Annotated in this window: 13 protein-coding genes and 1 tRNA gene; 2 read left to right on the plus strand and 12 right to left on the minus strand. The window is 71.7% G+C overall.

The window, feature by feature from the left end; translation table 11 throughout:
• Window positions 1-384: 384 nt before the first annotated feature.
• The 10 genes from ACYVGT_RS24025 to ACYVGT_RS24070 form a co-directional block, all read right to left on the minus strand.
• The gene (locus tag ACYVGT_RS24025; protein WP_460862603.1) at window positions 385-2,889 is read right to left on the minus strand and encodes a DUF4190 domain-containing protein; all 2,505 of its coding nucleotides are present in this window, start codon (window positions 2,887-2,889) and stop codon (window positions 385-387) included.
• 186 nt (window positions 2,890-3,075) lie between these two features.
• On the minus strand, window positions 3,076-6,951 hold the full coding sequence (locus tag ACYVGT_RS24030) for a DNA-directed RNA polymerase subunit beta' (RefSeq protein ID WP_460862606.1): 3,876 nt from the start codon (window positions 6,949-6,951) through the stop codon (window positions 3,076-3,078).
• Window positions 6,952-6,985: 34 nt separating this feature from the next.
• Window positions 6,986-10,453: a DNA-directed RNA polymerase subunit beta gene (gene rpoB, locus ACYVGT_RS24035; RefSeq protein WP_460862609.1), complete on the minus strand. Its 3,468-nt coding sequence runs from the start codon at window positions 10,451-10,453 to the stop codon at window positions 6,986-6,988.
• 620 nt (window positions 10,454-11,073) lie between these two features.
• Window positions 11,074-11,460 carry a 50S ribosomal protein L7/L12 gene (rplL, locus tag ACYVGT_RS24040; RefSeq protein WP_460862613.1) on the minus strand — a complete coding sequence of 129 codons (387 nt, stop codon included), beginning with the start codon at window positions 11,458-11,460 and terminating at the stop codon, window positions 11,074-11,076.
• 108 nt (window positions 11,461-11,568) lie between these two features.
• The gene (rplJ, locus tag ACYVGT_RS24045; protein WP_460862615.1) at window positions 11,569-12,093 is read right to left on the minus strand and encodes a 50S ribosomal protein L10; all 525 of its coding nucleotides are present in this window, start codon (window positions 12,091-12,093) and stop codon (window positions 11,569-11,571) included.
• 372 nt (window positions 12,094-12,465) lie between these two features.
• Entirely contained in the window at window positions 12,466-13,170 is a 705-nt protein-coding gene (rplA, locus tag ACYVGT_RS24050; RefSeq protein ID WP_460862617.1) for a 50S ribosomal protein L1, read from the minus strand.
• Window positions 13,171-13,294: 124 nt separating this feature from the next.
• Window positions 13,295-13,723, minus strand: a complete 429-nt coding sequence (gene rplK / locus ACYVGT_RS24055; protein WP_460862620.1) for a 50S ribosomal protein L11 — start codon at window positions 13,721-13,723, stop codon at window positions 13,295-13,297.
• Window positions 13,724-13,992: 269 nt separating this feature from the next.
• Window positions 13,993-14,877, minus strand: a complete 885-nt coding sequence (nusG, locus tag ACYVGT_RS24060; protein WP_460862622.1) for a transcription termination/antitermination protein NusG — start codon at window positions 14,875-14,877, stop codon at window positions 13,993-13,995.
• A 343-nt stretch (window positions 14,878-15,220) separates the two neighbouring features.
• On the minus strand, window positions 15,221-15,514 hold the full coding sequence (secE, locus tag ACYVGT_RS24065) for a preprotein translocase subunit SecE (RefSeq protein WP_460862624.1): 294 nt from the start codon (window positions 15,512-15,514) through the stop codon (window positions 15,221-15,223).
• Window positions 15,515-15,594: 80 nt separating this feature from the next.
• A tRNA-Trp gene (locus ACYVGT_RS24070) sits at window positions 15,595-15,667 on the minus strand.
• Window positions 15,668-15,822: 155 nt separating this feature from the next.
• Between ACYVGT_RS24070 and ACYVGT_RS24075 the strand changes: the two genes are divergently transcribed.
• Window positions 15,823-17,025: a pyridoxal phosphate-dependent aminotransferase gene (locus ACYVGT_RS24075; protein WP_460862626.1), complete on the plus strand. Its 1,203-nt coding sequence runs from the start codon at window positions 15,823-15,825 to the stop codon at window positions 17,023-17,025.
• A 232-nt stretch (window positions 17,026-17,257) separates the two neighbouring features.
• Window positions 17,258-18,277 (plus strand): adenosine deaminase, encoded by a 1,020-nt coding sequence (locus ACYVGT_RS24080; RefSeq protein WP_460862628.1) that lies wholly within the window; start codon window positions 17,258-17,260, stop codon window positions 18,275-18,277.
• 79 nt (window positions 18,278-18,356) lie between these two features.
• Here the strand turns inward: ACYVGT_RS24080 and ACYVGT_RS24085 are convergent, their stop codons facing one another.
• Together ACYVGT_RS24085 and ACYVGT_RS24090 are read right to left on the minus strand one after the other, a co-directional pair.
• The gene (locus tag ACYVGT_RS24085) at window positions 18,357-18,947 is read right to left on the minus strand and encodes a TMEM165/GDT1 family protein (RefSeq protein WP_460862630.1); all 591 of its coding nucleotides are present in this window, start codon (window positions 18,945-18,947) and stop codon (window positions 18,357-18,359) included.
• A 695-nt stretch (window positions 18,948-19,642) separates the two neighbouring features.
• A complete protein-coding gene (locus ACYVGT_RS24090) occupies window positions 19,643-20,722 on the minus strand; it encodes a UDP-N-acetylmuramate dehydrogenase (protein WP_460862633.1) in 1,080 nt (359 codons plus the stop codon).
• Window positions 20,723-20,932 lie beyond the last annotated feature (210 nt).

Here is a 20,932-nt window from a genome sequence, read left to right on the forward strand (position 1 = left end):
GGTCAAAACGGGGCCGTCGCCCTCGGCACCTCGGCGTGAACCGTGTACTCCCGTAGGCCGCATACCAGTGTACGGCCTTCTGGCGGTGGTCGCGCGCGATTATGCCGCACACGGCCCCGGATGTGCGCGACACGCCGGGTGGCCACGGGACCGGGTGCAGCAAATGGGCCGAAAAGCGTCGGAGGTCACCCTGCACGCGGGCGGCACGGCGGCTGCACTGCACCCGCCTGCGGTCCGGCGCTGCCCGCCCGCGCCGCCCGCACTCCCCCGCCGCCGCATCCGGCGGCGCCGGTACCTTCCCTCTCCCCTGACGCAGACTGCCCCGCCGCCGTCCGGTCGGACAGCGGCGGGGCGGTGCACGCGCGGCGCTCCAGTGGCGAGCGCCTACAGGATGAGCATGACCAGCGCCTCGCAGACGAACAGGCCGATACCGACATAGCCGAGGATCATGCCGGTGCGGGCCAGGCCCTCGCCTTCGAGCTCGCCCTCGGCGGCCTGGATCCGGCGGATCGCGCCGGGGGCCGTGACCAGCGCGAGGATCGACGTGATCAGGCCGATCACCGGCACCAGGCCGATGATGCCGAACCAGAGCGCGCGGGTCGCGCCGGCGTCGGTCTCGCCCCACTCCTCGTCGACCGTGTCGTAGCCGGGGTAGGCGTCGTCGACTTCGCCGGGCGCGCGGCTGTCGAACCCGGGGAAGTCCTCCACCGGGTCGCGCCGGGAGCGGCGGGACCGCCCGTTCCGGCCGCGGTCGTCGCCGTACCCCTCGTCGCCATAGGGGCCGTCGGCGTCCGGGCCGTAGGCATCGTCGCCGTAGGCGTCGTCGCCGTAGCGGTCGCCGCCGTAGCCGCCCGCGGACCGGCCGCCGGGGCCGGCGCCGTAGCGGTCGTCCCCGGTCGCACCGTAGGGGTCCGCGCCGCGGGCGCCGTCGAAGGCGTCCCCGGGCCCGTCGGCGGCGTCCTGCGGCAGCTGCCCGCCGATCGGTACGTCGCCCAGAGCCGGCATGGCCTGGGTCCCCGCGCCGGTTCGGTCGCCGCGCGGCGCACCGCCGTCCGCCCCGCCGCGGTAGGCCGGCATGGCCTGCGTGCCTTCGAACGACGGTCCGCGCGCTTCGTCCGGACCCCACGCGCCGGGGCGCTGCGGGCCCTCGCCGGCAGACGGCCCGTCGGCGGAACCGGCATCCGGACCGGCATCGCGCGCGCCGGCCTGCTGCGCGGCGATCGAGCCGAGGGCGCCCAGCGGATCGCCGGGCGCACCGGACTCGGCCGGGCCGGCTGCCTCGCCCTGGCCGGGCCAGGGCGGCGGCCCGGAGTCCGGGCCCTGCGCCGCACCGGGGCGCGGCCCGCTGAGCGGGTCCGCGAGCGGATCGCCGAGCGGGTCGCTGGCCGGCGTGTACGGTGCCGGACGCTGCGCTCCGGACGGCGCACCGAGCGGATCGGCCGACGCGTCGGGGCGCGGACCCGACAGCGGGTCGTAGGAGGGGTCCGGACGGGGCCCGGACAGCGGGTCGGACAGCGGATCGCCGGACTGGCCGAACGGTGCCGGGCGCGGCCCGGAGAGCGGGTCGCCGCCGTACGGCGGCGGCTCGGCGGAGCCGCCCTGGTCCGCACCGCCGCCGGAGCCGGGGCCGGCCCCCGGAGCGCGATCGCCGAGCGGGTCGGCCCAGGCGGGCGGCGTTTCGGCGGCACGCTCGGAGCGGCGCCGCTCTTCAGCGCGGATGCCGGCCTCCCGCACGCTCTCCGGGAGGTTGTAGTCGTCCCGGCTGAACGCCCAGGTGTTGCCGCTACCGGTGCCGATGCTCTCCCCCGCGCCGCTCTCCGAAGCCGGCGGGGCGGGCGGGGCAGCGGGGGTTCCGTAGTCCGATGCGCTCCCGGCCGGGGCGGCGGAGCCGCCCGCCTCGGGGCGGGGGGAGTACGGCGTACCGCCGCCGGCGCCGAGCGGATCGTCGGACCCGCCGGAATAGGGACGCTGGCCACCGGTCGGCGGGGCGGCCGGGGACTGCGCGCCGCCGGCGCCGTAGCGCGGCCCGCCCAGCGGATCGGCGAGCGGGTCGTCGCCGTAGGACCCGGAAGCGTACCGGTCGCCGCCGTGGGCGTCGGAACCGTATCGGTCGCCGCCGTAGGAGTCGGAGCCGTACCGACCGGGCTCCTCCGGGCGGCCGGGGCCGGCACCGTACCCGCCGGGCGGGTACTCGCCCCCGGCCGGACCCTGCGGGCCGGAAGCCGCAGCGGACCCGTAGGGCGTACCGCCGAGCGGCTGCTGCCCGGGGCCGGCGGGGCCCGAGCCGAAGTCCGGGGTGTATTCGCTGCCGTACTCCGGACCGGGCTCGGCCGGTCCGGAGCCGAACCGCCCCGACTCGTAGTGGCCGGAGCCGAGCGGGTCGCCGCCGTAGGGGTCGGGCTGCGGCGGTCCGGGCGGCGGTGCGGGCTGCTGCGGATCGAACGGCGGCCGCCCGGGCGGCGGTGCGCCGGCGGGGCCGGCGAACGGATCGCCGCCGAAGCTGCCGGGAGCACCGGGTGCCCCCGCTCCGCCCGGAACGCTGCCGTGGCCCGGCTCGGATGCGGCCGGCGGCGCGTAGGGGCGGCCGACCGGTGCGGGCGCATCGCCCAGCGCCGACGGGTACGGCTCAGCCATGCCCGGGCGCGCGGCCCCCATCCCCGGGTAGCCCCCGGTGTCGGGGTAGCGGGGCGCGCCGCCGGGCGGCGCGCCGTGCGGAGCCTCCGGGCCGCCCGGCCCGGGTGCGCCGCCGGGCGGAGCGCCGAAGGGGTCGTCGTATTCGGACTGCGTGCGGAAGCGGTCACCGCTAGGACGGAACCATGAGTCGGCGTCGGCCGCCGGCTCCGGACCCTCCCCGTCCGCTCGGTGCCGCTCTCCCCCGTTTTCCGTCACTGCTCTCGATCTCCAGACCGCGCCTGAGCGCTTGTTCTCTGCCGTCCGGACCCTGTCCCGGACGCGCCTGCTGCGGCGCGCCCGCCTCGCCGGCGCCCCGCCGCAGCGGCGGCGCCAAAGCGAACGGCGGCAGCCCGCCCCCTGCGGAGCGGACCGCCGCCGTCACCGGATCGCCAACCGGTATCGCTACCGGTTGTAAGGCCCGAAGTCGTACTCCTCCAGCGGAACCGCCTCGCCGGTGCCCTGGCCGAAGGTGTACTCGCTCGGCTCTTCGTAGCCCGAGACGGAGTACATGGAGGCCTTCGCCTCCTCCGTCGGCTCCACCCGGACGTTGCGGTACTGCGGCATTCCGGTACCGGCCGGGATGAGCTTACCGATGATGACGTTCTCCTTGAGGCCGAGGAGCGGGTCGCTCTTGCCGTGGATCGCGTTCTCGGTGAGCACCCGGGTGGTCTCCTGGAAGGAGGCCGCCGACAGCCACGACTCGGTGGCCAGCGACGCCTTCGTGATGCCGAGGAGCACTGGACGGCCGGCCGCGGGCTGGCCGCCTTCGGCCACCACCTCGCGGTTGTTCGACTCGAACTTCGGCCGCTCCACCATCTCGCCCGGCAGCAGGGCGGTGTCGCCCGACTCCAGGATGTTCACCCGCTTGAGCATCTGCCGCACGATGATCTCGATGTGCTTGTCGTGGATCGAGACACCCTGCGACTTGTAGACCTCCTGCACCTCGTTGACCAGGTGCTGCTGGACGGCGCGCGGACCCTGGATGCGGAGCACCTCGTGCGGGTTGATCGCACCGCCGATCAGCTGCTGGCCGACGGTGACGTGCGAGCCCTCCTCGACGAGGAGCTGGGCGCGCATCGGCACCGGGTAGGCGATCTCATCGGAGCCGTCGTCCGGGATCAGGATGATCTTCCGGCTCTTCTCGGTCTCCTCGATGCGGATGCGGCCGTCAAGCTCGGAGATCGGGGCCACACCCTTGGGGATGCGGGCCTCGAAGAGCTCGGTGACACGCGGCAGGCCGTGGGTGATGTCCTGGCCGGCCGAGCCGCCCATGTGGAAGGTCCGCATGGTCAGCTGGGTGCCGGGCTCACCGATGGACTGCGCCGCGATGATGCCGATCGCCTCACCGACGTCCACCGGCTTGCCGGTGGCCATCGAGCGGCCGTAGCAGGTGCTGCACACGCCGATCTTGGCCTCGCAGGTGAGCGAGGACCGGACGCGGACGCGCTCCACACCGGCCTCGACCAGCTGGTCGATGACGCCCTCGGAGGTGTCCGATCCGGCCGGCATGACCACCTCGCCGCCGACGACGACGTCCTCGGCGATGGTGCGGCCGAAGCCGGTGTTCTCGACGTTGTGCTTGCGCACGACCTTGCCTGCGGCGTTCTTCTCACCGATCTCGTGCCACAGCGACCGGTCGGTGGCGCAGTCGATCTCCCGGACGATGACGTCCTGGGCGACGTCCACCAGGCGCCGGGTGAGGTACCCGGAGTCGGCGGTCCGCAGCGCCGTGTCGGCGAGACCCTTCCGCTGGCCGTGGGTGGAGATGAAGTACTCCAGCACCGACAGGCCCTCGCGGTAGGACGCCTTGATCGGCCGCGGGATCGTCTCGCCCTTGGTGTTGGAGACCAGGCCGCGGATACCGGCGATCTGGCGGACCTGCATCGGGTTGCCTCGGGCACCCGACTGGACCATCATCCACACCGGGTTGTCGGCGGGGAAGTTGTCCTCCATCTCCTTGGCGACGTCGTTGGTCGCCTTGGTCCAGATCTCCGTGAGCTCCTGCCGGCGCTCGTCGTCGGTGATCAGACCGCGGTCGTACTCCCGCTGGATCTTGTCGGCCTGCTTCTCGTAGGACTCCAGGATCTCGCCCTTGCGCGGCGGGGTGAGCACGTCGGCGATGCCGATGGTCAGCCCGGACCGGGTCGCCCACTTGTAGCCGGCGTCCTTGAGGGCGTCCAGCGTGGTGGCGACCTGCACCTTCGGGTAGTTCTCCGCGAGCTCGTTGACCAGCGCCGAGACCTGCTTCTTGCCCACCTGGTAGTTGACGAACGGGTAGTCCATCGGGGTGGTCTCGTTGAAGAGGTACCGGCCCAGGGTCGTCTCCAGGACGAACGGCTCGTTCTCGACGTGGCCCTCGGGCTCTTCCCAGTCGCGCGGCGGCACGGTGTCCCCCGCCACCCGCAGCCGGATGGTCGCCTGCAGGTCCAGCTCACCGGAGTCGTAGGCCATGATGGCCTCGGCGACGTCCCGGTAGGCGTGGCCCTCGCCCTGGGCACCCGGCTTGTGGGTGGTCAGGTAGTACAGGCCGATGATCATGTCCTGGGTGGGCATGGTGACCGGCTTGCCGTCGGACGGCTTGAGGATGTTGTTGGTCGCCAGCATCAGCAGCCGCGCCTCGGCCTGGGCCTCAGCGGACAGCGGCAGGTGGACGGCCATCTGGTCGCCGTCGAAGTCGGCGTTGAAGGCGGTGCACACCAGCGGGTGGATCTGGATCGCCTTGCCCTCGACCAGCTGCGGCTCGAACGCCTGGATGCCCAGGCGGTGCAGCGTCGGGGCGCGGTTCAGCAGGACCGGGTGCTCGGTGATGACCTCTTCGAGGACGTCCCACACGACCGGGCGGGACCGCTCGACCATGCGCTTGGCGCTCTTGATGTTCTGCGCGTGGTTCAGGTCGACCAGGCGCTTCATCACGAACGGCTTGAACAGCTCCAGCGCCATCTGCTTGGGCAGGCCGCACTGGTGCAGCTTGAGCGTCGGGCCGACGACGATGACCGAGCGGCCGGAGTAGTCGACGCGCTTGCCCAGCAGGTTCTGCCGGAACCGGCCCTGCTTGCCCTTGAGCATGTCGGAGAGCGACTTGAGCGGGCGGTTGCCCGGGCCGGTGACCGGCCGGCCGCGGCGGCCGTTGTCGAACAGCGCGTCGACGGCCTCCTGCAGCATCCGCTTCTCGTTGTTGACGATGATCTCCGGCGCACCCAGGTCGAGCAGGCGCTTGAGCCGGTTGTTCCGGTTGATGACGCGGCGGTACAGGTCGTTCAGGTCGGAGGTCGCGAAGCGGCCGCCGTCCAGCTGCACCATCGGACGCAGGTCCGGCGGGATGACCGGGACGCAGTCCAGCACCATGCCCATCGGGCTGTTCCGGGTGTTCAGGAACGCGGACACGACCTTGAGCCGCTTCAGGGCGCGGGCCTTCTTCTGGCCCTTGCCGCTGCGGATGGTCTCGCGCAGCCGCTCGGCCTCGGCGTCGAGGTCGAAGTTGGCCAGGCGCTCCTGGATGGCCTGCGCGCCCATGCCGCCGCGGAAGTACTTCCCGAAGCGGTCCCGCATCTCGCGGTAGAGCATCTCGTCGCCCTCGAGGTCCTGGACCTTGAGGTTCTTGAACCGGTTCCAGACCTCTTCGAGGCGGTCGATCTCGCGCTGCACGCGGTCCCGGATCTGGCGCATCTCGCGCTCGGCCGACTCGCGGACCTTGCGCCGCGCGTCGCCCTTGGCGCCCTGCTCCTCCAGCTCGGCCAGGTCGGCCTCGAGCTTCTTGTGCCGCTCCTCCACCGAGGAGTCGCGGCGCTGCTCGAGGTGCTGGCGCTCGACGGAGACGTGCGCCTCCAGCGAGGCCAGGTCGCGCTCGCGGGCCTCGGTGTCCACCCACGTCACCATGTAGGCGGCGAAGTAGATGATCTTCTCGAGGTCCTTGGGCGCCAGGTCGAGCAGGTAGCCCAGGCGGCTGGGAACGCCCTTGAAGTACCAGATGTGGGTGACCGGCGCGGCCAGCTCGATGTGGCCCATCCGCTCGCGGCGCACCTTGGCGCGGGTCACCTCGACGCCGCAGCGCTCGCAGATGATGCCCTTGAAGCGGACGCGCTTGTACTTACCGCAGTAGCACTCCCAGTCCCGGGTCGGACCGAAGATCTTCTCGCAGAAGAGGCCGTCCTTCTCCGGCTTGAGGGTGCGGTAGTTGATGGTCTCCGGCTTCTTGACCTCGCCGTGCGACCACTGGCGGATGTCGTCGGCCGTGGCCAGGCCGATGCGCAGCTCGTCGAAGAAATTGACGTCGAGCACTTAATTCGTCCCCTGCTCTCGAAGCTTGCGGAAGTCAGACCTCTTCGACGCTGCTCGGCTCGCGCCGTCCCAGGTCGATTCCCAGTTCCTCCGCAGCACGGAAGACGTCCTCGTCGGTGTCCCGCATCTCGATGGACATACCGTCACTGGACAGCACCTCCACGTTCAGACAGAGCGACTGCATCTCCTTGATGAGCACCTTGAAGGACTCGGGGATGCCGGGCTCCGGGATGTTCTCGCCCTTGACGATGGCCTCGTACACCTTCACGCGGCCCAGGACGTCGTCGGACTTGATGGTGAGCAGTTCCTGCAGCGCGTAGGCGGCGCCGTACGCCTCCAGGGCCCAGACCTCCATCTCGCCGAACCGCTGGCCGCCGAACTGCGCCTTACCGCCCAGCGGCTGCTGGGTGATCATCGAGTACGGGCCGGTGGAGCGCGCGTGGATCTTGTCGTCCACCAGGTGGTGCAGCTTGAGGAAGTAGGTGTAGCCCACCGCGATCGGCTCGTCGAACGGCTCGCCGGTGCGGCCGTCGTAGAGCTTGGCCTTGCCGTCGTCGTTGACCAGGACCTGGCCGTCCTCGTTCGGGCGGACCGCACCGAGGAGGCCGTTGATCTCGTCCTCGCGCAGACCGTCGAAGACCGGGGTGGCGACCTTCGAGCCGCCGTCCACCTCGCCGGCGCCGATCGCGCGCAGCCGCTCCTTCCACGGCTCCGGGCCGTCCCCGACCTGCCAGCCGTTGGCGGCCAGCCAGCCCAGGTGGATCTCCATGATCTGGCCGACGTTCATGCGGCCGGGCACGCCCAGCGGGTTCAGCACGATGTCGACCGGCGTGCCGTCCTCCATGAACGGCATGTCCTCCTGCGGGAGGATCTTGGAGATGACGCCCTTGTTGCCGTGGCGGCCGGCGAGCTTGTCGCCGTCGGTGATCTTGCGCTTCTGCGCGACGTAGACGCGGACCAGCTCGTTGACGCCGGGCGGCAGCTCGTCGCCCTCGTCGCGGCTGAACACGCGCACGCCGATGACCTTGCCGGACTCGCCGTGCGGCACCTTCAGCGAGGTGTCGCGGACCTCGCGGGCCTTCTCACCGAAGATGGCGCGGAGCAGGCGCTCCTCCGGGGTCAGCTCGGTCTCGCCCTTGGGGGTGACCTTGCCGACCAGGATGTCGCCGTCGATCACCTCGGCGCCGATCCGGATGATGCCGCGGTCGTCCAGGTCGGCGAGGACCTCCTCGCTGACGTTGGGGATCTCGCGGGTGATCTCCTCCGGGCCCAGCTTGGTGTCGCGCGCGTCGACCTCGTGCTCCTCGATGTGGATCGAGGAGAGGACGTCGTCCTGGACGAGCCGCTGGGACAGCACGATGGCGTCCTCGTAGTTGTGGCCCTCCCAGGACATGTACGCCACGAGCAGGTTCTTGCCCAGCGACATCTCGCCCCGGTCGGTCGAGGGGCCGTCGGCCAGCACGGTGCCGGCCTCGACGCGCGCACCCTCGTCGACCACCGGGCGCTGGTTGAAGCAGGTGCCCTGGTTGCTGCGGCGGAACTTGCCGAGCCGGTAGGTCTTGCGGCTGCCGTCGTCGGCCATGACCGTGATGTAGTCGGCGGTCACGTCCTCGACCACGCCGGCCGCGTCGGCCAGCACGACGTCGCCCGCGTCGGTGGCGGCGCGGTACTCCATGCCGGTTCCGACGATCGGCGACTCGGCGCGCAGCAGCGGCACCGCCTGGCGCTGCATGTTGGAGCCCATCAGCGCGCGGTTGGCGTCGTCGTGCTCCAGGAACGGGATCATCGCGGTCGCGACGGAGACCATCTGCCGCGGCGAGACGTCCATGTAGTCCACGGAGTCGGCCAGCACGGCCTCGAACTCGCCGCCCTTGGTGCGGACGAGCACCCGGTCCTCGGAGAACTGGCCGTCGGCCTCGACCGGAGTGTTGGCCTGCGCGATGACGAAGCGGTCCTCTTCGTCGGCGGTCAGGTACTCGACCTTGTCGGTGACAGCGCCGTCGACGACCTTGCGGTAGGGCGTCTCCACGAAGCCGAACGAGTTCACCCGGCCGTACCCGGCGAGCGAGCCGATCAGGCCGATGTTGGGGCCTTCCGGCGTCTCGATCGGGCACATGCGGCCGTAGTGCGACGGGTGGACGTCGCGGACCTCGAAGCCGGCGCGCTCACGGGAGAGGCCGCCCGGACCCAGCGCGGACAGGCGGCGCTTGTGCGTCAGCCCGGCCAGCGGGTTGGTCTGGTCCATGAACTGGGACAGCTGGGACGTGCCGAAGAACTCCTTGATGGAGGCGACGACCGGCCGGATGTTGATCAGCGTCTGCGGCGTGATCGCCTCGACGTCCTGCGTCGTCATCCGCTCGCGGACGACGCGCTCCATCCGGGCCAGGCCCAGGCGGACCTGGTTCTGGATCAGCTCGCCGACCGTGCGCAGGCGGCGGTTGCCGAAGTGGTCGATGTCGTCGGTCTCCACCGGCCGCTCGCCGATGGCGGTCTCCATCGACTCCTCGCCGGCGTGCAGCCGGACCAGGTAGTCGATGGTGGCGACGATGTCCTCTTCGGTGAGGGTGCCCTGGCTGAAGGCGGTCTCCAGGCCGAGCTTCTTGTTGATCTTGTACCGGCCGACCTTGGCGAGGTCGTAGCGCTTCGGGTTGAAGTAGAGGTTCTCCAGCAGCGCCTGCGCGGACTCCTTCGTGGGCGGCTCGCCCGGGCGGAGCTTCCGGTAGATGTCGAGGAGGGCGTCGTCGGTGCCCGACGTCGGGTCCTTCTCGAGGGTGTTGCGGATCGACTCGTACTGGCCGAACCGCTCCAGGATCTGGTCGGTGGTCCAGCCCAGCGCCTTGAGGAGGACGGTCACGCCCTGCTTGCGCTTGCGGTCGATGCGGACGCCGACGAAGTCGCGCTTGTCCACCTCGAACTCGAGCCAGGCGCCGCGGGACGGAATGACCTTGCAGCCGTAGAGGTCCTTGTCGGAGGACTTGTCGACCTGGCGGTCGAAGTAGACGCCCGGCGAGCGGACGAGCTGCGACACGACGACGCGCTCGGTCCCGTTGATGATGAAGGTGCCCTTGACCGTCATGAGCGGGAAGTCGCCCATGAAGACGGTCTGGCTCTTGATCTCGCCGGTGTCGTTGTTGATGAACTCCGCGGTGACGAACATCGGCGCGGAGTACGTCATGTCCTTGTCCTTGCACTCCTCTTCGGAGTACTTGGGCGGCTCGAACCGGTGATCGCGGAACGACAGGGACATGGTGCCCGAGAAGTCCTCGATCGGACTGATCTCTTCGAAGATCTCCTCGAGGCCGGACTGCTCCGTGACGTCCTTGCGTCCGGCCTCGACGGCGGCGTCGAGGCGGGACCGCCACTTCTCGTTGCCGAGCAGCCAGTCGAAGGACTCGGTCTGCAGTGCGAGAAGATCAGGGACTTCCAGCGGTTCCTGAATGCGAGCGAAAGAAACGCGGTTCGGACCAAGGGCGTTAGCGGAGGCGTTGCGCGAGGCTGCCAACAGGGGTCCTTCCGAAGGCTTGTGGCGGTTGATGCGCGCGCACGCCGGACGACCCGAGATGACCGGCGGCGAGCCTCCGGGACGCGGAGGCTTCGCCTGTGGTGGGGTTCGTGCTGGGCAGGGCCGCGACCGCAGAGGGTCGGGACACGGAATGCACGGACACCGAAGCAGGGATCGTCAAAGGGCAGCGCAAAAGGGCAGTGTAGCCGAATACTACACCGCTGTCCAACCGCATCCCCCGGAGTTCAGCACGACACCCCGCAGCATCGCTCCCACAGGCGGATCCGTCAAGCCCGGAGCGGCCGGGACGGGGGATGCGGGCCCCGTGAGAGGTCCCACAGGCCCGGGCGGGTGTGAGCAGCCTGACACCGGGGAAGGCTCTTTTACTCCGCTTGCGCCCGACCAGGCCGGAAACCGCCGCGGGCGGCGCGCGGAAGGATGGACAGCGGGGGGTCGGCGGGGCCGCGCCCGCGGGACGGCGCTCCCGGGCGCCCTGCGGGCCCCGGGGCGCGCTCCAGCGGAAGCGGTCCGGAAAGCGGCGGCGGCCGCCCCGGTGCTCCGGGGCGGCCGCAGCGCGGCGCGGGCGGTGCCGGAGAGGCCCGGACCGCCGCAGACGCGTCCTACTTGAGGGAGATCGTGGCGCCGGCGCCCTCGAGGGCCTCCTTGGCCTTGTCCGCGGTCTCCTTGTTGACGCCCTCGAGCAGCGGCTTGGGGGCGTTGTCGACCAGGTCCTTGGCCTCCTTGAGGCCGAGCGAGGTCAGGCCGCGGACCTCCTTGATGACCTGGATCTTCTTGTCGCCGGCCGACTCGAGGACGACGTCGAACTCGCTCTGCTCCTCCGCCTCCTCGGCGGCACCGCCGCCACCCGGGGCAGCGGCGACGACGGCGGCCGGAGCGGCAGCCTCGACGTCGAACTTGTCCTCGAACAGCTTGACGAACTCGGAGAGCTCGAGAAGGGTCATCTCCTCGAAGGCGCCGAGCAGGTCTTCGTTGCTGAGCTTCGCCATGATGCGATCTCTCTTTCTTCAGCAGCACGGTCCGCGGGGCACCCGCCGGGCGGCGGAGTGCCGGACCGTGGCACCGGCGCCTTCGGCACCCGGTGCGGTCCTGGACTCTTAGGCGTCGTCCGACTTCTTCTCGTGCAGCGCCTGAGCGAGCCGCGCGAGCTTGACGGGAAGCGCCTGGAACGTGGCGGCGGCCTGGCCCTGCTTGGCCTTGAGGGCGCCGGCCATCTTTGCGAGGAGAACCTCGCGGGACTCGAGGTCGGCCAGCTTGGTGATCTCTTCGGGGCTCATCGCCTTGCCGTCGATGACCCCGCCCTTGATCACCAGGGGCGAGTTCGCCTTCGCGAAGTCACGCAGGCCCTTCGCGGCCTCGACAACGTCCCCGCGGACGAAGGCGATGGCGGAGGGGCCCTCGAAAAGGTCGATGACCTTCTCGTCGAGGTCGGCCTCCTTGGCCGCGATCTTGCCGAGCGTGTTCTTCACAACGCGGAAACGCGCGTTCTGACCGAGGTTGCCGCGCAGCTCCTTGAGCTGAGCAACACTGAGCCCCCGGTATTCGGTCAGCACGGCGCCGGTCGAGCTCTCGAATTCATCCTTGAGCTCGGCGACCGCGGCTGCCTTGTCCGGCCTCGCCATGGGACTCCTTCCAACAGTGAACGCCGGTGCATCCCAGGGGCCCGCAGGGGAGGCGGCGGAGCATGCAAAAAGCCCCGGCGCAGGGCGCGCGGGGCTCGGCGATCGGACGCGCTGAACGCGCCGCAAAGGAGAGCTCACATCACACCTGCGCAGGCCGCCCATTCCAGATGGGACCTTGAGCCGCCCGAGAAGGCGGCGACCGGCGGTCTTCGGCAGTGACCATGCTAGTGCATCCCCGCGGGCGCCCGGACCGGTTTCCGCGCCCGCGGCCGTGACCCCGCACACCCGCGCCGGGAAAGCAGCGGCGCCCCGGACCGCGGTGCGGTCCGGGGCGCCCTCGCAGCGCGGGAAGCGCAGGGATCGGCGCAGGCGTCAGGCAGCGGCGCCGGCGCGGGTGCTGCTCGGGTCCACCGGGATGCCGGGGCCCATCGTGGTGGTCATGGTGGCCTTCTTGATGTAGCGGCCCTTGGCGGCGGACGGCTTGAGGCGCTGCACCTCGTCCAGCGCGGCGGCGTAGTTCTCCGCGAGCTGGGCGTCGGTGAAGGAGGTCTTGCCGATGATGAAGTGCAGGTTCGAGTGCCGGTCGACGCGGAACTCGATCTTGCCGCCCTTGATGTCGGTGACCGCCTTGGCCACGTCCGGGGTCACCGTGCCGGTCTTCGGGTTCGGCATGAGGCCGCGCGGGCCGAGCACCCGGCCGAGCCGGCCGACCTTGCCCATGAGGTCGGGGGTGGCCACGACGGCGTCGAAGTCGAGGAAGCCCTTCTGGACCCGCTCGACGAGCTCGTCGTCGCCGACGACGTCGGCGCCGGCCGCGATCGCGGCCTCTGCCTTCTCACCGGTGGCGAAGACCAGGACCCGTGCGGTCTTGCCGGTGCCGTGCGGAAGGTTGACGGTGCCGCGGACCATCTGGTCCGCCTTGCGGGGGTCGACGCCGAGGCGGAGGGCGACCTCCACGGTGGCGTCGAACTTCGACTTGGACGTCTGCTTCGCCAGCTGGACCGCCTCGTCGAGCGAGTACTGCTGGTCGCGGTCGACGATCTGGCTCGCCTGGCGGTGGTTCTTGCTGCGCTTCACGGGATCTCCTTGCGGGATCTGTGGTGATCGGGCCGGCGCAGGGCCCTGCCACGGTGGTCTTCGTCTGCTGCGTCGGGGGGGGGCGCGGTGCGCGCGGCCGGAGCGGTCCGGCCGGTGCGGCGCGCTACTTGACCTCGATGCCCATCGAGCGGGCGGTGCCGGCCACGATCTTGGCGGCCTCGTCGAGGTCGGCGGTGTTGAGGTCCGGCAGCTTGGTCTGCGCGATCTCGCGAACCTGGTCGCTGGAGATGGACGCGGCGGTGGAGCGGCCCGGGTCGGCCGCACCCTTCTCCACACCGGCGGCCTTGAGGATCAGCTTCGGCGCCGGCGGGGTCTTCGTGACGAAGGTGAAGGAGCGGTCCTCGTAGATGGTGATCTCTACGGGGATGACGTTGCCGCGCTGGGCTTCGGTAGCAGCGTTGTACTGCTTGCAGAAGTCCATGATGTTGACGCCGTGCGGGCCGAGCGCCGTACCGACGGGCGGGGCCGGGGTGGCCTGGCCGGCGGGCAGCTGCACCTTGACGAGCGCCGCGATCTTCTTCTTCGGAGGCATATCGGGTCCTTTGCCTGATCTGCGTTGGTCGGTGGCCCTGCGGCCGCGCCGTGCGGGCGTCGCCCCGCGGGCGGCGGCGGCCGCTGCGCTCCCGGTCAGCGCCGCACGCGGGCACGGCGGCGCAAGGCGGAAGCGGAGGCCGGGGCGGTGCGCTCCCGCGGCGGTGCCGCGGTACGCACACGGTGGGCCCGCCCGAGGGCGGACCCACCAAGTCTACGTGCTCGTCCGGGCTGCCCGGCCCGGACGGCGGGATCAGCCGGGGAAGCCGCTCAGATCTTGGAGACCTGATTGAACCCCAGCTCGACCGGGGTCTCGCGGCCGAAGATGGAGACGAGCACCTTGAGCTTCTGGGTGTCGGCGTTGATCTCGCTGACCGTGGCGGGCAGGGTCGCGAACGGGCCCTCCATCACGGTGACGGACTCGCCGACCTCGTAGGCCACGTCACTGCGGACCTCGGCCTTCTCGCCGCCCTTGGCGGCCTGCTCCGGCTCCTTCTCCGGCGCGGGCGCCAGCAGGTCGGCGACCTCCTGGATGCTGAGCGGCGCGGGCTTGTTGGACAGGCCGACAAAGCCGGTGACGCCCGGGGTGTTCCGGATCGCCGACCAGGACTCGTCGGTCAGCTCCATGCGCACCAGGACATAGCTGGGCAGCACCTTCTCGGTGACCAGCTGCCGCTTGCCGCCCTTGACCTCGGTGACCTCCTGGGTGGGCACCTCGACCTGGAAGATGTAGTCCTCCATGTTGAGCGACTGGGTACGGCTCTCGACGTTGGCCTTGACCCGGTTCTCGTAGCCGGCGTAGGTGTGCACGACGTACCAGTCGCCGGGCAGTAGGCGGAGCTCGATCTTGAACTCCTCGACCGGGTCGAGCGCGGGCAGCGCCGGCTCGGCGGCCTCCGCAGGCTCGGCGCCGCCGTCGGCGTCGGTCTCGGCATCGCCGTCGGCGTCGTCCGCGGCTCCGGTGCTCTCGGCGGTCTCGGCGGCGGTGTCAGCGCCCTCCCCTTCCGGGGCGGTCGCGTCGGTCGCGCCGGACTCGGCGCCGCCGGCCGCGCCGGGAGCCTGCTCCGCCTCGGCGCTCCGGCCGGCCTCTTCCTCCGACGCCTGCCCCGGGGTGGTGTCGGGAAGGCCGTCAGAGGACAGTGGGGACTCGGACACGGCAGCTCTTTCTCTCGTCGTTGACTCCGGCTTCTCCGCCCGGCGGCCTCGGCTCCGCGCCGCGATGGGCAGGACCGGACGAGGGCACCGCGCCGGTCGTGCCAGCTTACGTTCTCAGCGGGCACGATGGGACCATTGCGCAGCGAGCCTCCGGGTGGGGTGGCCGCCCCCGCGCCCCCCGCAAGCCGCTCTTACCTGCCTCCGCGGCCTGCGCAACCTGCGGTTGCCCGCCGGTGCGGCCGCGGCACGCGATCGCCCGGAACGCGGTGGGGAGGCCAGGACCTGTCCTGCGGAGGCGGTCCGGCGGAAGCCGCGGCCCTCTGCCGTTGCTCCCGGGGCGGCGCTAGAAGGGCGCCCCGGTGCCGGGGGGCGCACCGGCGCCAGCGCCGGCGTCGGCCCCGCCGACGGTGCCGTAGAGCCAGGTGACGGCCTCGCCGAAGCCGAGGTCGAGCAGCCAGGTGTAGGCGACCATGATGGTCACGAAGATCATGACGACGATCGTGTAGGTGATCAGCTCGCGGCGGGTAGGCCAGCGGACCTTGCGGAGCTCACCGACGACCTGCTTGGTGAAGGTCACCGGACCGGTACGACGCGTCGGCTCCTTGTCGGGCTTCGCGTCGGCGTCAGTCTGCGTCACCGGAGGTCCTTAACAGTCGGGGCGAACGGCCTTGCCGCGCGCCGACCATCCGGCCAGCACGCCTGATGAGCCTGAATCTGCAGGGCAGGAGGGACTCGAACCCACAACCGCCGGTTTTGGAGACCGGTGCGCTGCCAATTGCGCCACTGCCCTTCGCGTTTCCGCGTAGTCCCACCCTAGCTGCTCTGCGGGCCGTTCGCTCCGCATGCGCCCCGGACGGGCTCTGACGAGTGTAGGGCCTCCCGCGTACTCGGGCCAACCCGATATCTCACCGGGCGGTCCGGCGCACCTCGTGAAACGATGGGGGCATGAGTGACCGACCCCGTATCTCCGCACGCATCGGCGGCATCTCCGAGTCGGCGACCCTGGCCGTCGACGCCAAGGCGAAGGCGATGAAGGCCGAGGGCCGCCCCGTCATCGGCTTCGGCGCCGGCGAGCCGGACTTCCCCACACCCGACTACATCGTCGAGGCCGCGGTCAAGGCGTGCCGGGAGCCGCGCTTCCACCGCTACACCCCCGCCGGCGGCCTGCCCGAGCTGAAGGAGGCGCTGGCCGCCAAGACGCTGCGCGACTCCGGCTACGCCGTGGAGCCGAAGCAGATCCTCGTCACCAACGGCGGCAAGCAGGCGATCTACGAGGCGTTCGCCACGCTCCTGGACCCGGGCGACGAGGTCATCGTGATCGCCCCCTACTGGACGACCTACCCGGAGTCGATCAAGCTGGCCGGCGGCGTGCCGCGCTATGTGGTGACCGATGAGACCACCGGGTACCTGGCGACCGTGGCGCAGCTGGAGGAGGCGCGCACGGACAAGACCAAGGTCCTGCTCTTCGTGTCGCCCTCCAACCCCACGGGCGCGGTCTACACCCCGGACCAGGTGCGCGCGATCGGCCAGTGGGCCGCCGCCAGCGGCCTGTGGGTGCTCACCGACGAGATCTACGAGCACCTGGTCTACGGCGACGCGGAGTTCAGCTCCCTGCCGGTGCAGGTGCCCGAGCTCGCCGACCGGACCGTCGTCGTCAACGGCGTCGCCAAGACCTACGCGATGACCGGCTGGCGCGTGGGGTGGATCGCCGGCCCGGCCGACGTCGTGAAGGCGGCCGGCAACCTGCAGTCGCACGCCACCTCCAACGTCGCCAACGTGTCCCAGGCCGCCGCGCTCGCCGCGGTCTCCGGCGGCCTAGAGGCCGTCGCCGAGATGCGCACCGCCTTCGACCGGCGCCGCCGCACCATCGTCGGGATGCTCAACGAGATCCCCGGCTTCGTCTGCCCCGAGCCGCAGGGGGCGTTCTACGCCTACCCGTCGGTCAAGGGCGTACTCGGCCGCGAGATCGGCGGCCGCACCCCGCAGACCTCCGCTGAGCTGGCCGAGGTCATCCTCGACCAGGCCGAGGTGGCCGTGGTTCCGGGCGAGGCGTTCGGCACCCCGGGCTACCTGCGCCTCTCCTACGCACTGGGCGACGCCGACCTCGCCGAAGGCGTCGGCCGCATCCAGAAGCTTCTCAGCTCGTAGAGCTGGCGTTTAACGAGGGCCCGGTCCGCGGCGGACCGGGCCCTCGTTTCACTGTCAGGCCAAACGCAACGGCAGGCGAGCGCGGGTTTCGGGGGGCGCGGGGGGGTCGTCACCCCGCCCGGAGGCACCAGCCCGGTCCGCGCAGCGGACCGGGCCCCCGTGTTTCTACTCTGCGGGTGCGGACCCTCAGGGAGCCGGCCCACACTGCGCCGCCATACGGCACCATTGGGTCATGGAACGCCCGATCTCCACGCTTCCCAAGGCCCACCTGCACCTGCACTTCACCGGGGCCATGCGGCACACCACCCTGGTGGAACTGGCCGAGCAGCGCGGGGTGCAGCTACCGGCGTCACTGGCCGCGGAGTGGCCGCCGCAGCTGAGCGCGGCCGACGAGCGCGGCTGGTTCCGGTTCCAGCGGCTCTACGACATCGCCCGCTCGGTGCTCACCCGTCCCGAGGACCTGTACCGGCTGCTGCGGGAGGCGGCCGAGGACGACCGGGCAGCCGGGTCGCGCTGGCTGGAGATCCAGGTCGACCCGAGTGGATACGCGTCCAAGTTCGACGGGCTCACCGCCACCCTGGAGCTCACCCTCGATGCGGCGCGCGCCGCGGAGGCCGCGACCGGGGTGCACGTCGGCGTCATGGTGGCGGCCAACCGCACCCGGCACCCGCTCGACGCGAAGGCGCTCGCACGCCTGGCCAAGCAGTACGCCGACCGCGGGGTGGTGGCGTTCGGCCTCAACAACGACGAGCGGCGCGGCCGGGCGCTGGACTTCGAGGGCGCGTTCCGGATCGCCCGCCGGGCCGGGCTGATCTCGGCACCGCACGGCGGCGAACTGGGCGGCGCGCGCAGCGTCCGGGAGTGCCTGGACGAACTCGGTGCGGACCGGGTCGGGCACGGTGTGCGGGCGGTGGACGACCCCTACCTGGTGGAGCGGATCGCCACGCAGGGCGTGACGCTGGAGGTGTGCCCCACCTCGAACGTGAGCCTCGGGGTCGCGGCCGAGCTGGAGCGGGTTCCGCTCCGGCGCTTGTTCGACGGCGGGGCACCGATCGCGCTCGGCGCCGACGACCCGCTGCTGTTCGGCCCGCGGCTGGCCGAGCAGTACCGGATCGCGCGCGAGGTGTTCGGGTTCTCCGACCCGGAGCTGGCCGAGCTGGCGCGGATGTCGATCCGCGGGTCGGGGGCTCCGGAGTGGCTGCGCAAGGACATGCTCGCCGGCGTCGACGAGTGGCTCGCCGCCGCACCGTGAGAGCGGTCGGGCGGCATCCCGAGTGCAGCGGAGCGCCGCACCCGGTGCGGGCGCGGCGCTCCGCTCTCCAGAGCACGCCCTAGCCGGTCAGCATGAGGATGCCCTGCACCGTCATCACAGCGCCGACCAGGAAGAAGAGCACGGCCGCTCCGATCTGCACCGCCCGTTCGGGGAGCCGCTTGCCGAGCAGCGCACCCACCGCGATGGCGAGGGCATCGGCCGCCACCATGCCGACCGTGGAGCCGATCCAGATCGGCAGCCAGTGGTACTGGGTGCCGACGGTGATGGTCGCGAGCATCGTCTTGTCGCCGAGCTCGGCGATGAAGAAGACGGTGGCCACGGTGAGCAGGCCGGAGCGGATCGTGCGAGAGGAGGCGCGCTTCTCGTCGGTCTCGGTGAGCTCATCGCCGCGGAGGGTCCAGGCGCCGAAGCCGAGGAAGGCGATGCCGGCGATGAGGGTGACCCAGTCGGTGGGGATCGCGAAGCCGAGGACTTCGGCGATCAGGACGCTCAGCCCGTGCACCACGACGGTGGCCAGGACGATGCCGAGCAGGACGGTGCGGACCCGGTAGCGGGTCGCCAGGGACATGGCGACCAATTGCGTCTTGTCGCCCATTTCCGCGAGGAACACCACTCCGGTGCCCGCGGCGAGTGCGATCAGGAATTCCATGCGTTTCGGCCCATTCGTTCGGCGGCGCCGGGGGGCGCGGTGCCTTCCGTCCGGCGCGTAGACCGGGCCGGGCGCCCGGAAGCGGCACCTCGGCCCGGCAGCGCTGCGGCTGCGCGCCGCCGCACTGCGGTGCACTGCTGCACTGCGCTGCGGCGACCGGCAGGCCGCCCGGCCGGGCCGAAGGTCTCGTCCGCCCGGGCCGCCGGCGCACGGGGCACCGGCCTGCGGGCCTCCGCGACCGGGCAGCACCGTCGGAGCGCCGCCAGTCTGTCGATCGCGGAATCGGGGACTACTCCCCTTCGACACCGAGGACGCTAGCACCAGCGAAATTCCTCATGCAATTCTTGATAAAGGCTTCGCCGATCGCCGCGAATTGCCGAACCAAAGTGTTCGCCCCACCGAACTCACTTTTTCGGAGAATGGCGCGCCGGCGCGCGGCGGGCCGGGCGCGCAGCGGCGCTCCGGGACGCCGCTGGGGCCGCGGGGGGGGGCGGAACAGGCGGGCCGGGGGACGCGACCCGCGCTGGGGCGTGCGCGGTGCGGGCGCTCCCGCGAGAAGTGTGCCGGGGCACTCGCCGCGAGGCCGAGGGGGTCGGGGCGGGCCCGCTTCTCCGACCCGGCCCTCCGACGGAGGAGAACACCGCGAGGGGCGTGCAGGGCGAGACGCAGCACGGCAGTGGTGCGGCCACGACGCCCTACAGGCGGGTCCCGACCATGACCGGCTCGTTGACGAGGACCACGCCGAAGGCCGCCGCGACGCCGTCCCGCACTTCGCGGGCCAGGGCGAGCAGGTCCTCGGTCGTCGCGCCGCCCGGGTTGGTCAGCGCGAGCGTGTGCTTGGTGGAGATGCGGGCCGGCCCGCCGGCGGCGCCCCGGTAGCCCTTGGCGAACCCGGCCCGGTCGATCAGCCAGGCGGCCGACGTCTTCACCAGGCCGGGGCCGGCCGGGAACGCAGGCGGCTCGGCGTCCGGGCCGAGCCGTTCCGCGGCCCGCTTGCGCAGGTCGGCGAAGTCGGCCTCGGAGAGGATCGGATTGGTGAAGAACGAGCCGGCGCTGCGCGAGTCCGGGTCGTCGGCGTCGACCACCATGCCCTTGCCGCGCCGCAGGTCCAGCACTGCCTGGCGGGCGCGGACGGCGGGCACCCGGTCGCCCTGCTCGACCCCGAGTGAGCGGGCCAGTTCGGCGTAGCGCACCGGAGCGCTCTCCGCGGCGCACTCCAGGACGAAGTCGACCGCGAGGACCGCATGCCGGCCGGGGGTGCGCTTGAAGAGGCTGTCCCGGTAGGAGAACGCGCACTCCTCGGCGGCCAGCGTGCGGGTGCGGCCCTCGGCGCGGTCGTAAGCGGTGACCGACGCGATGGTCTGCGCGACCTCCTGGCCGTAGGCGCCGACGTTCTGGATCGGTGTGGCGCCGACGCGGCCGGGGATGCCGGAGAGGCACTCGACGCCGCTCAGCCCCTCGGTGACGCAGCGCTCGACAAACAGGTCCCACTCCATGCCGGCCTCGGCGCGCACCGCGGCGGTCCCGGGCCGCGGCCCGGGTGCGGTCGCGAAACCGGACGTGGCAACGTGCACCGCAGTGCCGTCGAAGCCGGTGTCGGCGACTACGAGATTGCTGCCGCCGCCGAGCACGAGCACCGGTTCGCCGCGCTGGTCGGCCGCTGCGACGGCGGCCACGAACTCCTCGGTGGTCTCGGCCGCGACGTAGCGCGCGGCCGGTCCGCCGAGTCCGAGAGTGGTGTGGTCGGCCAGGCGGACGCCGGACGTGGCGGTCATGGGACGTGCTCCTCGGTGCTGGCGGTGCTGTGCTCCCGGGCGTGCTGCCGGTGTGGTGCTGCCGTTCTCCGGGCGGCCCGCTGCGCCGGCCGTGCCGGGCAGCCGCGCCCGGCAGCTGCGCTCGCCGGGAAGCGGGCCACCGCCGAGCTTACGGCCTGCCGGGCAGCGCGGCCGGCGCGGCGGGCGGCGGCGCTCCGCGCGCACCGCACC

The sequence above is a fragment of the Nocardiopsis coralliicola genome (assembly GCF_054779695.1).